General features: G+C 68.8%; 12 protein-coding genes. 2 read left to right on the top strand and 10 right to left on the bottom strand.

Going from position 1 to position 12,332, the window contains the following annotated elements:
- Nucleotides 1–85 precede the first annotated feature (85 nt).
- Nucleotides 86–2,677 (bottom strand): ATP-dependent chaperone ClpB, encoded by a 2,592-nt coding sequence (gene clpB, locus ABZU72_RS04610; RefSeq protein WP_355017725.1) that lies wholly within the window; start codon nucleotides 2,675–2,677, stop codon nucleotides 86–88.
- 156 nt (nucleotides 2,678–2,833) lie between these two features.
- Here clpB and ABZU72_RS04605 point away from each other — a divergent pair, with 156 nt between their 5' ends.
- Together ABZU72_RS04605 and ABZU72_RS04600 are read left to right on the top strand one after the other, a co-directional pair.
- The gene (locus ABZU72_RS04605) at nucleotides 2,834–3,268 is read left to right on the top strand and encodes a hypothetical protein (RefSeq protein WP_355017724.1); all 435 of its coding nucleotides are present in this window, start codon (nucleotides 2,834–2,836) and stop codon (nucleotides 3,266–3,268) included.
- Nucleotides 3,256–3,486 (top strand): hypothetical protein, encoded by a 231-nt coding sequence (locus ABZU72_RS04600; protein ID WP_355017723.1) that lies wholly within the window; start codon nucleotides 3,256–3,258, stop codon nucleotides 3,484–3,486. Before ABZU72_RS04605 ends, ABZU72_RS04600 begins: the two co-directional genes overlap by 13 nt.
- Nucleotides 3,487–3,531: 45 nt before the next feature.
- On the opposite strand, the gene ABZU72_RS04595 is transcribed toward ABZU72_RS04600, so the two are convergent.
- The 9 genes from ABZU72_RS04595 to ABZU72_RS04555 are packed head-to-tail and all read right to left on the bottom strand — an operon-like array spanning nucleotide 3,532 to nucleotide 12,331.
- Nucleotides 3,532–4,035, bottom strand: coding sequence for a hypothetical protein (locus ABZU72_RS04595; RefSeq protein ID WP_355017722.1), 504 nt, complete (start codon nucleotides 4,033–4,035; stop codon nucleotides 3,532–3,534).
- Nucleotides 4,032–4,643, bottom strand: coding sequence for a hypothetical protein (locus tag ABZU72_RS04590; RefSeq protein WP_355017721.1), 612 nt, complete (start codon nucleotides 4,641–4,643; stop codon nucleotides 4,032–4,034). Before ABZU72_RS04590 ends, ABZU72_RS04595 begins: the two co-directional genes overlap by 4 nt.
- Nucleotides 4,640–5,785, bottom strand: a complete 1,146-nt coding sequence (locus tag ABZU72_RS04585; RefSeq protein ID WP_355017720.1) for an MlaD family protein — start codon at nucleotides 5,783–5,785, stop codon at nucleotides 4,640–4,642. The genes ABZU72_RS04590 and ABZU72_RS04585 overlap by 4 nt, the downstream gene beginning before the upstream one ends.
- A complete protein-coding gene (locus ABZU72_RS04580; RefSeq protein ID WP_355017719.1) occupies nucleotides 5,785–7,134 on the bottom strand; it encodes an MCE family protein in 1,350 nt (449 codons plus the stop codon). The genes ABZU72_RS04585 and ABZU72_RS04580 overlap by 1 nt, the downstream gene beginning before the upstream one ends.
- Nucleotides 7,134–8,162 carry an MCE family protein gene (locus tag ABZU72_RS04575; RefSeq protein WP_355017718.1) on the bottom strand — a complete coding sequence of 343 codons (1,029 nt, stop codon included), beginning with the start codon at nucleotides 8,160–8,162 and terminating at the stop codon, nucleotides 7,134–7,136. Before ABZU72_RS04575 ends, ABZU72_RS04580 begins: the two co-directional genes overlap by 1 nt.
- Nucleotides 8,159–9,172, bottom strand: a complete 1,014-nt coding sequence (locus ABZU72_RS04570) for an MCE family protein (RefSeq protein WP_355017717.1) — start codon at nucleotides 9,170–9,172, stop codon at nucleotides 8,159–8,161. Before ABZU72_RS04570 ends, ABZU72_RS04575 begins: the two co-directional genes overlap by 4 nt.
- Nucleotides 9,172–10,203, bottom strand: a complete 1,032-nt coding sequence (locus tag ABZU72_RS04565; RefSeq protein ID WP_355017716.1) for an MlaD family protein — start codon at nucleotides 10,201–10,203, stop codon at nucleotides 9,172–9,174. Before ABZU72_RS04565 ends, ABZU72_RS04570 begins: the two co-directional genes overlap by 1 nt.
- Nucleotides 10,200–11,492 (bottom strand): MCE family protein, encoded by a 1,293-nt coding sequence (locus tag ABZU72_RS04560; RefSeq protein ID WP_355017715.1) that lies wholly within the window; start codon nucleotides 11,490–11,492, stop codon nucleotides 10,200–10,202. Before ABZU72_RS04560 ends, ABZU72_RS04565 begins: the two co-directional genes overlap by 4 nt.
- Nucleotides 11,489–12,331, bottom strand: a complete 843-nt coding sequence (locus ABZU72_RS04555) for an ABC transporter permease (protein WP_355017714.1) — start codon at nucleotides 12,329–12,331, stop codon at nucleotides 11,489–11,491. Before ABZU72_RS04555 ends, ABZU72_RS04560 begins: the two co-directional genes overlap by 4 nt.
- Nucleotide 12,332: the final 1 nt, after the last annotated feature.

Genomic DNA, 12,332 nt, shown 5'->3' with positions numbered 1-12,332 from the left:
CCGGCGAGGACCTGACCGAGAAGCTCAAGGCGCAGCGCGACGCCGAGAAGAGCCGCGCACTCGGCCGACCGGGGTGACGCCCCGGTCAGGACTTCAGGGTGAGACCGTCGCCGTCGCGGTCGACGGTGACCTGGCCACCGTCGGAGACCTCGCCGCCGATGAGCATCCGCGCCAGCGGGTCGCCGATGGCGGACTGGATGAGGCGGCGGAGCGGCCGGGCGCCGTACGCCGGGTCGTAGCCGGTCTCGGCCAGCCACTCCCGAGCCTCGGGAGTGACGGAGATCGAGATGCGGCGGGCAGCCAGACGCTTCTCGAGCAGACCGAGCTGGATGTCGACGATCTTGGTGAGGTCTGCGAGCGAGAGGGCGTCGAACATGACGACCTCGTCGAGGCGGTTGAGGAACTCGGGCTTGAACGACGCCCGGACCACCGCCATGACCGACTCGCGCTTCTCGTGCTCGTCCATGACCGGGTCGACCAGGAAGGCCGAGCCGAGGTTGGAGGTGAGGATGAGGAGCGTGTTGCGGAAGTCGACCGTACGGCCCTGACCGTCGGTCAGCCGCCCGTCGTCGAGCACCTGCAGCAGGATGTCGAAGACCTCGGGGTGAGCCTTCTCGACCTCGTCGAGCAGCACCACCGAGTAGGGACGGCGTCGCACCGCCTCGGTCAGCTGGCCACCCTCGTCGTAGCCGACGTAGCCCGGAGGCGCTCCGACCAGCCGGGCGACCGAGTGCTTCTCGGAGTACTCGGACATGTCGATGCGTACGATCGCGCGCTCGTCGTCGAAGAGGAAGTCGGCGAGCGACTTGGCGAGCTCGGTCTTACCGGTGCCGGTCGGGCCCAGGAAGAGGAACGAGCCGGTGGGGCGGTTGGGGTCGGCGATCCCGGCTCGCGAGCGGCGCACCGCGTCGGCGACCGCGGTCACGGCGGACCTCTGCCCGATCAGCCGGCGACCGATCTCGGTCTCCATCTCGAGCAGCTTGGCCTGCTCGCCCTGGAGCATCTTGCCGGTCGGGATGCCGGTCCAGGCCTCGACGACCTCGGCGATCTGCTGGGCAGCGACCTCCTCACCGACCAGCCGGTCGGTGACGTTGTCCTCGTCCTCGGCCTCGGCGGCTTCGGCGATCTGCCGCTCCAGCTCCGGGATGCGGCCGTAGAGGATCTCCGAGGCCTCCCCCAGCGAACCCTCTCGCTGGAGCCGCTCGGCCTCGCTGCGCAGCGCGTCGAGCTGCTTGCGCAGGGCACCTTCGCCCTCGAGAGAGGCCTTCTCCTGCTCCCAGCGCGCCTCCAGCCCGCGCAGCTCCTCCTCCTTGTCGGCGAGCTCCTTGCGCAGCGCCGCGTGACGCTCCAGCGAGGCGTCGTCGGACTCCTTGGAGAGCGCGAACTCCTCCATCTTCAGCCGGTCGACGGCGCGGCGGAGCTGGTCGATCTCCTCGGGAGACGACTCGATCTCCATCCGCAGCCGGGACGCGGCCTCGTCGATGAGGTCGATCGCCTTGTCGGGCAGCTGACGGCCGGTGATGTAGCGGTCGGACAGGGTCGCGGCGGCCACCAGAGCGGCATCGGTGATGCGGACACCGTGGTGCGCCTCGTACTTCTCCTGGATGCCGCGCAGGATCTGCACGGTGTCCTCGACCGACGGCTCACCGACGAAGACCTGCTGGAAGCGGCGCTCCAGGGCCGGGTCCTTCTCGATGCGCTCGCGGTATTCGTCGAGCGTGGTCGCACCGATCATGTGCAGCTCACCGCGCGCGAGCATCGGCTTGAGCATGTTGCCGGCGTCCATCGCGGAGTCGCCACCGGCGCCCGCGCCGACGACGGTGTGAAGCTCGTCGATGAAGGTGATGACCTGCCCCTCAGCGGCCTTGATCTCCTCCAGGACGGCCTTGAGCCGCTCCTCGAACTGGCCTCGGTACTGCGCACCGGCGACCATCGCCGCCAGGTCGAGCGACAGGAGACGGCGACCCTTCAGCGAGTCCGGTACGTCACCCGCGATGATCCGCTGAGCCAGCCCCTCGACGACGGCCGTCTTTCCGACGCCCGGCTCACCGATGAGGACCGGGTTGTTCTTCGTACGCCGCGACAGCACCTGGATGACACGGCGGATCTCGGAGTCACGGCCGATGACCGGATCGAGCTTGCCGCGCTCGGCGGCCTCGGTGAGGTCCTGGGAGTACTTCTCGAGCGCCTCGTAGGAGTCCTCGGCGTCCTGGCTCGTCACCCGGCGGTTGCCGCGGACCGCCTTCAGCGTCTCGCGCAACCCCTTCTCGGTGAGCCCGGCCTTCTTGAGCACCTTCTGCGCCGACGACTCGACCGTGGCCAGCGAGATCAGCAGGTGCTCGGTGGCCGCGTAGTCGTCCTTCAGGGACGTGGCCAGGGTGATCGCCCCGGCCAGGACACGGGTCAGTCCGCCCGAGGCGGCGGGCTGCTGCACCGTGGACCCGCTGGCGCGCGGGAGCCCGGCGAGATCGGCGGCCGCCGCCCGCGACAGCTCCTCGGCGTCCACACCGGACTTGGTGACCATCGACGTCGCGGTGCCCTCGTCCTGCTGCAGCAGCGCGACGAGCAGGTGGATCGGCTCGGTCGTGGTGTTGCCCGCCGTCGTGGCGGCAAGCTGCGCGGCCTCGATCGCCTCGCGAGCCTTGGTGGTGAACTTGTCTGCCGAAAACTGGCTCATCTGTTTCTGCTCTCCTCCTGGGGACGCACCTGAGTCTGCCGCGAGTGCCTGTCACCCGCATCTATCTCAACACAACCAAAGTTGAGTCTGTTCCACTCAACTTTGACTTTTACATATATTGCGGCGGCGGACCAAACGATCGGGCACACTCCTCCCGTGGACTCCCGAGGCGCGGTACGCGAGCAGCTCGCCGCGCGGCAGCGCGAGGTCCTCGACGACCTGCTGGCGGGACGTACGCCGCCGGGGTTCGAGCCCGCCGGGACGACCGCGACGACGCGGGTGCTCCACCACAAGCGCTCCTCGGCCGCCGAGCACGCCGCCCCCGAGCTCGACCTGCTCCCGGACTGGCGCGACCGCTTCCACACCTGGGCCGCGCAGCATCCACAGCAGGGCTGCGCCCACGATGACGTACGCGACTTCCTGACCACCATCGGCGCCGACTGGCTCCGCCTGCACGAGGTCTACGAGGGCCGGCGTCGGTTGGCGCTCACCCGGATCGCCGGGCGCCGGGTGCTCACCATCGGTCTCGGCTCACAGATCTGGCACCTCACCCGCCGCACCTGGAAACGGAGCTTCACGTGGAAATCCTGATCATCCTCGGGGTCCTCGGCCTGGTCATGTACCTACTGATCGAGCCCGCGCTCAAGAGAGGACGTCGCAACCGCCGGCGAGGTCCCCGCAGGCGCGGCGGCGGCAGCTCCGGGTCGAGCTCGTGTGGCTCCACCTACGACTCCGGCGACAACCACACCAGCTCGTGCAACAGCTCCTCCTGCGGCTCGAGCTGCGGCGGTGGAGGCGGCGGCGACTGACCCCTTCCCCGCCGAGTCGGCTCGTCATGACGAGCCGACTCGGCATCAGAAGAGGTCCAGGGCGGTTACCTTCCACTGGCCGTCGACCTTGGCGGCCTCGACGGCGATCTGGGCGGCGGAGATGGACGACTCCTTGTCGGTGGAACGCTGGGAGGCCTGGTCCAGGAAGACGAGGAGCTCGGCGGAGTCGGCGTCGAGGGACTTGACCGCGGCGACCTGGACCTCGGCACTGAGCACGAGCTTCTGACCGGGGGCCTTCTCCTGGAGCTGCTTGAAGAGGAGGTCGTACTCCTTGCGGGCGTCGCCGGCGAGGAACTCATCGGCGGCGGCAGCGGTCGGACCAGGGTCGGAGAAGTCGTAGGAGAAGACCTGGAGCAGGCCGGTGGTGACGGCCGACTGCACCTCGGTGGTCGCCTCGGCGTCGACGACGGCACGGTTGCCGACGTGGTCGGTCTTCCGTTCCAGGTCGGCCTGCCAGAACGCTCCCAGCCCCAGGATCAGGGCGAGCGCGGCGAGGAACGGGGCCCAACGGCGTACGAGAAGACTCATGACATGTTCACCGCTACCTGCTCGAGGCTCTCCAGGAGCCAGTCGTCGCCGACCTTGACCAGGTCGGCCGCGAACCTGTTGCGCTTGACCGTCGACTCGGCGTCCTCACCGGAAGCAGAGCCGTCGCGGACCGTGATCTCGACCGCCGCGATCACGGTCGCGCTGTCGTCGTCGAGCTCGGTCACGGCGGCGTCCATCACCGAGCCGGTCGAGATCTTCTCCTGCTCGGCGAGGACCTTGCGGTCCTCCTCGGAGACGCTGGTCAGCTGGTCGTGCAGGGTCCCGGTGGTGACCGCGGCCCACCCCTTCAGCCCTTCGTCCACCTTCCGGTAGTCGAGCGAGTTGAGGGTCTCGATGTGGCTGGTCGCAACGATCAGCACCCGGTCGCGCAGGGCGGCCTCGTCGACCATCTCCTGGTCGTGGCCGGTCGCGCGCCACCAGGTCAGTGCGCCCGCGACCAGCACACACAGCGCCACCAGCGGGAGGGCCCAGGTGAGTATCCGATCGCGCCTCGACGGCGGGGTCTCGACAAGCTCGACTACCGACGCCTTCTGTTCGACCACCGAGGCCTCCGTACGTCTCTCCGTTGTCGTGCTTGTCGTGCTCATCGCTCCCCCATCAATCCGGCGAGCGTGGTGGGGACGCTAACCGTCCCCGGCTCGGCTGTCTCGGTCTTCGTGGTTTTCGGCTCGGGCACGGCATCGCAGCCGGCCGCGGTGTTGAACGGCTTGCCCTTGCTCACATCGGTGCCGGCGCGCAGGTCGGTGCCCTCATAGCCGGAGACGCAGGCCGGCGGGTTGAAGAAGGACGGCATCAGGCTCAGCCGTGGCCCGTTGGAGGTGTTGATCGCCCAGCCGATGCTGACCGCCTCCGGGACGGTCACGAAGGTCGACTCGAGCGCGGCCGCGTTCGTCCCGAAGAGCGTCGCCGGCGTGACCAGGTTGCTCATCAGGATTCCGAGCGGCTGACCGACCTCCTTGACCAGCAGCGAGATCTCGGTGGCCGAGCCGGGCGCGGCGCCGATCAGGTCGCGCAGATCCTTGTCGGAATCAGCAAGGGTCGAGGAGAAGAGCGCGAGGTCGTTGCTCCACGCCTTGATGCTGGTCGCCGACTCCTCCTGGGTCGCGAGCACCTGGTCGGAGTTGCGGATCAGGCTCGCGGAGACGAGGAAGTTGCGGTCGGCCTCCTGCTGGAACGAGAGCGAGGTGTCGACCAGCTTCCGCAGGTCGGACCCGGCTCCCTGGGACAGCAGGTAGGACTCGTCGATCGTCGTCACCAGCGCCTCCTCGGGCACCGAGGCGACGAAGTCGCGGCCGGTCTCGATGACCTGGGAGGCGTCGTACGGCAATGCCTCCTCCCCCGCACTCAGCCGGTCGCCGTCGGTGAGCCGGGCGGAGCCGACAGCGCCACCGCGGAGGTCCAGGTACTGCTCGCCGATGGCCGAACGGTTGGCGACCTTCACGGTCACGTCCTCGGGGATCGCGGGCGCGTCGCCCTCGATCTCCAGCACCGCGCGTACGCCGTCGGAGCCTGCTTCCAGGGAGGTCACCTCGCCCACGGGCACCCCGCGGTAGGTCACCTCCGAGTTCACGAAGAGGCCGCCGCCCTCGGGCAGCGAGACGTCGACGCGGTAGGGCTCGTCGAACAGGTCCAGGCCGACGTATCGAGCCCCGACATAGCTGGTGCCCACGAGCGCGAGAGCGACGAAGAGCCCGAGCTTGACGCGTACGCCTCCGGTGAGCCGTTGCATCATTCGCTCCCTTCCACGGAGCCGGCGTCGCCCGCCGCGCCTTCCGGCGAGGTCTCAGAGGTCGCCGAGCCCGACTCGGTCGGGGACTCCGCGGGCGACTCGGAGGGATCGGACGGAGACGACGAGGGCGACCCGGACTCCGACGGATCCGAGGAGGACGAGGACGAGCCGGGATCGGAGGGCAGGATCGACTCCCCCGGGATCGACGGCGAGGACGAGCCCGGCACCGGTGAGGTGGTCGAGGGCAACAGCCCCGGCGGTGCGTCCGACGACCCGGACTGGGAGGAGACCGAGCCGCCGGACCCGCCTGCGACCGCCGGCTGCAGCCACTCACACCCCTTGGCCTGGCAACCGGCAGGAGTACGGAAGTTCGTGATCATGAACAGGTTCATGTAGTCGCCGCGGAGCGCGTTGAGCACCTCGTCGGGGAACGGGTAGGTGAAGAGGATCTCGAGCGCGTAGGGCAGGTCGGAGCCGGCCTTGGCGAGCTGGTCGAGGATCGGGTCGAGCAGCTTCAGGTCGGCGACGATGTCGTCCTGGGCCTCATCCAGTGTCCTGATGGTGACCTTGGAGAGCTTGTCGAGCGCCTCCAGCATCGCCACCAGCTGCGGACGCTGGTCGACGAGCACCTGCATGCCTGGTGAGAGACCCTCCAACGCGTTCGAGATCTTGGTCTTGTCCTTCTCCAGCGTGACCGCGAGCTCGTTGAGCGACTCGATCGCGGAGGTGATCGAGGCCGAGCGCGAGTCGAGGACCGAGACGAACCGGTCCATCTCCGTCAGGAAGGCCTTGATCTCCTCGGGCCGGCCGTCGGAGACCTTCTGCAGCTCACGGGAGATCTCCTGGAACTGCGCGATGCCGCCGCTGTTGAGCACCATCGACAGGGCCCCGAGCACCTCCTCGACCTGCGCGGCCGCCGCGGTGTCCCCCCTCCCGAGGACCGCACCATCACCCAGGGGCGCGCCCGCGACCGGCGCGGCGGGGCGGAGCAGCGCGACGTACTTCTCTCCGAGCAGGGAGGTCTGCTGCAGTCGCGCCGTGGTGCCGGCGGGGAGCTCTACGTCGTCGTTGACCACCAGCGACACCCGCGCGCTGCGGCCGTCCTCGGTCAGCCGGATCTTGGAGACCCGGCCCACCGCGACGTTGTCGATCTTGACGCTGGACTGAGGAACCAGATCGAGTACGTCGCTGAACTCGGCGCTCAGCGTGATCGGGTCCTTCCCCACGTCGGCGCCGCCGGGCAGCGGGGCCTCATAGACGCCCCCGCTGACGGCACCGAGGCCGCAGCCGGAGAGGGTCAGGGTGGCCGTAGCCAGTAGGGCCACGAGCGGTCTCGACAAGCGCGACATCACTGCTCCTCTCCGACACCGGGAAGCAGGACCGGTGGCGCGTCCTCGGAGGTCTGGCCGGTGAGGCCGTCGCCGGACCAGACACTCAGCTCGTTCAGGTTGGTGCGGCCGACCAGGGTGTTGGAGTCCGGGTCGTAGGCGTTGACGAACTTCTGCAGCACCAGCGGGATCGTGGCGACCGCCTCCTCGAGCGACTCGTTCTGGTCGACGAGGACCTGTGTCGGGCCCTGCAGGTTCTCGACGCTGGTGCGCATCTCGCCGCGGTTGTCCTTGATGAAGGACTCCAGCAGCGCGAGCGCCTCGCCGAGGTTGCTGACCGCGGAGGCCAGGTCGTCGCGGTCCTCGGCGAGGTACTCGGTGACCTGCGCGAACCGGCGGTTGGCGTCCTCGACCCCGTCGTCGTGCTCGAGCAAGGTCTTGTTGAAGGTGTCGAGGTTCTCGACGGTGGCGAAGAAGTCCTGGTCGATGTCGGCCAGGGTCGCCGACGCATCGGCACCTTCCCGGATCACCTGGTTGATGTCGGCACCCTGGCCGTCGAGGTTGGCCGCCACAACCTCCAGGAACCGCGAGAGCGCACCGTTCTTGTTGGCGCCGTTGGGACCGAGCTGATCGCCGGCCTCGGTCAGCGAGGCGTAGAGGTCGTCGATCTCGACCGGCACCGCGGTCTCCTCGATGACGGTGCCGGCGCGGAGCTCGGGCCCGTCGACGTACGGCTCGGTGAGCTGGACGAAGCGGTCCGAGACCAGCGTCGGAGCGACGATCACCGCCTCGGTGTCGGCCGCGGCGGTCTGGCCGGGGTCGAGCATCATCGAGACCTTCACGTGCTCGCCGGCCGGGGTCACCGAGGTCACCTCGCCGACCGGCACTCCGAGAATCTGCACGTCGGAGCCGGGATAGAGGCCGACGGAGGCCTCGAAGAGCGCGGAGAACGTGGTGCCCTTCCGCCCCTCCCGGATCCCGTACGCAGCACCCCACCCGATCGCGCCGACGACGGCGATCACGAGGAGCCCAGCGATGAGCCTTCTCATCTCGTCCCTCCCGGCTTGCAGTCGCGCTGGACGTCGTTGTCGAGCACCGGCGCGTTGTTCTCGTCGAAGAGGCCGCAGCCGTAGACGTCGATCCACGGCCCGTTGCTCATCGAGGCGCCGACCACCCGGTAGTAGGCGCCGATCTGGGAGAGCGCCTTGTCGAGGTGGTCCTGGTTGCGCTGCAGGATCTGAGAGACCTGGTCGAGCTTCTTCAGCGCCGGCTGGAGCCGCTTCTGGTTGTCCTCGACCAGGCCGGTGACCTGTTTGGCGAGGTCGTCGGTGTAGGTGAGCATCTGGTGGATCGCCTGCCGGCGGGCGGCGAGCTCCTCGAGCAGCTTGTCGCCGTCCTCGATCAGGAGCCCGATCTCATCGTTGCGTTCGGCGAGGGTGCCGGTGACCTCGGTCGTCGTCCTCATCAGCTCGGCCAGCTCCTGGTCCCGCGAGGAGATCGTGCGGGAGAGCCGGGTGAGGCCGGAGACCATGCCGCGTACGTCCTCGGGGGTGTCCTCGAAGACCTCCGAGAGGGCGTTCATCGACTCCTCGACCTGCGCCATGTCGATCTCCCCGACGGTGGTGGAGAGGTCGGAGAAGGCGGCGCTGACGTCGTAGGGGGTCGTGGTCCGGGAGACCGGGATCGGCTCGCGGAGACGGCCCGAGCCGCCCGGGTCCAGGGCGAGGAACTTGCGCCCGAGCAGCGTCTTCACCTTGATCGACGCGGTGGTCTGCGAGCCGAGCGAGACGTCCTTGGCCCGGAACCTGATCAGCACCTTGTCGCCGTCGAGCTCGAGCTCGGAGACCTCGCCGACCTTCACCCCGGCGACCCGCGCCTCGTCACCGGGACGTATCCCGGCGGCCTCGGCGAAGTAGGCCTCGTAGGTGTCGCCACCGCCGATGACGGGGAGGTCCTCGGCGTAGAAGGTGGCGAAGAAGACGCCGGTCATGGCCAGGATCCCGACCACGGCGATGACGATCTTGTTGCGTTCGGCGAACGACTTCGGATAGCGGGCCATCATTGGCACCTTCCTGCCGGCGAGTCCACGCCGAGGTCGCCGTAGTAGCCCTCGGGTTTCGGGATCCGCCCGTCGATGGAGCAGATGTAGAAGTTGAGCCAGCCTCCGTAGGTGGCCATCCGGCCGATCTGGTCGGTCTTCTGCGGCATGGTGGTCAGGAACTCGGTTAGGGCCTCGTCGTTCTCGGCGAGGTTCTCCGATACGTCGCCGAGGGAGTCGATCGAGTCGCGCAGCGGCTCGCGGCCCTCCTCCAGCAGCCCGGAGACGCTCTGGGAGAGTTCCCCCATCCCCTCGATGGTCGAGCCGAGCGTCTTGCGGTCAGCGGCCAGCCCGGAGACTAGCCGCTGCAGCGTCACCAGGGTGGTGTCGAGCATCCCGGTGCGCTGGCTGACCACCTCCAGGACCGAGTTGAGGTTGGTGATCAGATCGCCGATCACCTGGTCCCGGTCGGCGAGGGTCGAGGTCAGCGAGGCCGTCGAGGAGAGCAGCGACTCCACGGTCGCGCCCTCGCCCTGGAAGACCGCGATGATCTGGGCGCTGAGGTTGTTGACGTCCTCCGGGTCGAGGAACTTGAACAGCGGCTGGAAGCCGTTGAACAGCATCGTCAGGTCCAACGCGGGCTGGGTCTCGTCGAGCGAGAACGTGTAGCCGGCGCGCAGCGGCTCGCCTCCGGGCGACCCCGGTTCGAGAGCGATGTAGCGCTGCCCGATCAGGTTGCGGAACCGCAGCTCGGCGCGGGTCCCCTCGACCATCGGCGCCGAGTCGGCCGCAGTGAAGACCACCTCGGCGGTGTCGTTGTGGTGCAGCCCGATGGACTGGACGGTGCCGATCTTCACCCCCGCCATCCGCACGTCGTCGCCCTTGTTGAGGCTGGTCACGTCGGTGAAGAGCGCCGTGAACGTACGCCCCGACGAGGTCGATCCGTTGGAGATCGTCGTCGCCAGGGCCGCCATCGCCAGGACTGTCACCAGCGCGAAGACCACCGACTTGGTGAGCGTCACCGCGACCGAGCCGCCGCTGTTCAGTCTCATCGGACGATCACCTCCGTGCCTCGCAGGGTCGGGCCGAGCAGCAGGCTCGACCAGGTCGGATACTCATCAGGTGCCAGGCCTTCCGCTGGTGCCATCACCTCGGCGATCAGCTGGTTCTCGCTCTTGGAGTTCTGCTCGCCCAGGCCCGTGGTCGCGCCGAAGGTGCGCACCCGGTCCGTCGGTGGTGCCTCGATCTGGTCGGCGGTGTCGGCCGTCCCGGTGACGGCGGGCTGGCTGCCGGTCCGGCCGGTGACGTACGGGCATCGGGGGCCGCCGGTGCGCAGCTTCGGGACGTAGCCGGAGGGGTAGGGCTGCCGGATGTCGGAGACGCTGACCAGCGCATGGAAGCCGGGCTCGTCGGTGCCCTTGCCGAGGTTCTTGGCCATCGCCGGCGCGTAGTCGCGCAGGGCGCTGAAGAGGCACGGGAAGGAGGAGGCGTACGGGCTGACCGCGCGGAGCGCGTCGCGCGAGGTGTCGGAGAGCACCACGATCGTCTCCCGGTTGCGCTCGAGCCAGCGGTCGGTGTCGGCCGCCGTCGTGGTCACCGACCGGAATGTGTCGGCGAGCTGTCTCTGCTGGTCAACCAGGGTCTCGGCGGTCACGGTCATGGTGTCCAGCGCGTCCAGCAGATCCGGCGCGGCCTCCTCGTAGTGGCCCGCGACCCGGCCGAGCGAGGCGAGGTCGTCGGCCAGCTGCGGGACCAGCGGGTTGAGCTTCCTCAGGTAGTCCGCCCACGCCGAGAAGACCTGGCCGATGTCGTCGCCGTTGTCTCGCAGCATCGTGGCCAGCTCGCTCAGCGTCGCGTTGAGCTTGTGGGGCTGGATCGCCTTGAGCACCGGGAGCAGCTCGTCGAGCACCTCCTCCAGCTCGACCGCCTCGTCGGAGCGGTCCTGCTCGATGGTGTCGCCGGCCGACAGCTCCGGCCCCGAGGCCGGTTGCAGCGCCACGTACCGCTCCCCAAAGAGGGTCTTGGGCAGCAGCCGCGCGGTGGTGTCGGCCGAGAGATCGGAGAGTACGTCCGGCTCCAACGCCAGGGTCAGCTCGGCGCCACCCTCGCGGGCAGAGACGGTGCGGACGGTGCCGACCGGCACCCCACGCAGCTTGACGTCGGAGCCCTCCTGGAGGGCGTTGCCGAGGGTGCCGGTCGTCAGCGTGACCTCGGAACGGTCGACGAAGGTCTGGTCGTAGGCGAGCCAGGCGCCGAGCGCCACCGCCGCGACCACGGCCAGGTAGCACAGGCCGAGGAAGGCATCGCGAAGCCTGCTGAGCTCAATTTTCGGGGGCCTCATCCCGCGATCCTCACCGTCGTGGTCGCGCCCCACATCGCCATCGAGAGGGCGAGGTCGAGCAGCGCGACGACCACGATGGTCCGCCGCACCGAGCGCCCGACCGCGATCCCGACCCCCGACGGCCCGCCGCTGGCGTAGAAGCCCAGCCGGCAGTGGATCAGGATGATCAGGATCGAGAAGATCAGCACCTTCCCGAAGCTCAGCAGGATGTCGATGGGCGGCAGGAAGAGCTGGAAGTAGTGGTCGTACGTCCCGGCCGACTGCCCGTGGAAGTAGACCGTCACCATCCGCGAGCCGGCATAGGAGGTCAGCAGCCCGACGACGTAGAGCGGGATGATCGCCACGAAGCCGGCGACCACGCGGGTCGAGACCAGGTAGGGGATCGTGCCCAGCCCCATCACCTTGACCGCGTCGATCTCCTCGTTGATCCGCATCGCGCCGAGCTGCGCGGTGAACCCGGCGCCGACGGTCGCCGACATCGCCAGGGCAGCCACCAACGGCGCGATCTCGCGGGTGTTGAAGTAGGCGGAGATGAAGCCGTTGAGCGTCGAGGTGCCGATCTGGTCGAGCGCTGCGTACCCCTGCATGCCGACGACCGTGCCGACGAAGATGCTCATCCCCGTCATCACGCCGATGGTGCCGCCGATGACCGCGAGCGCGCCGGTGCCGAAGGAGACCTCGGAGAGGATCCGGAGGATCTCGCGCGGGTAGTGCCGGATCGCCGTCGGGATCCCGACCAGCACCTTCCCGTAGAACCGGATGTCCTTCCCGGTCTGCACGAGCCCGTCCAGGGAGCGATCGAGCCTCGACCGCTTCTTGACCACATCAACGGTGGCCATG

The organism is Nocardioides sp. NPDC004968 (assembly GCF_040608935.1).
Taxonomy (GTDB): domain Bacteria; phylum Actinomycetota; class Actinomycetes; order Propionibacteriales; family Nocardioidaceae; genus Nocardioides.
This window is presented reverse-complemented; position numbering and strand designations above follow the sequence as displayed.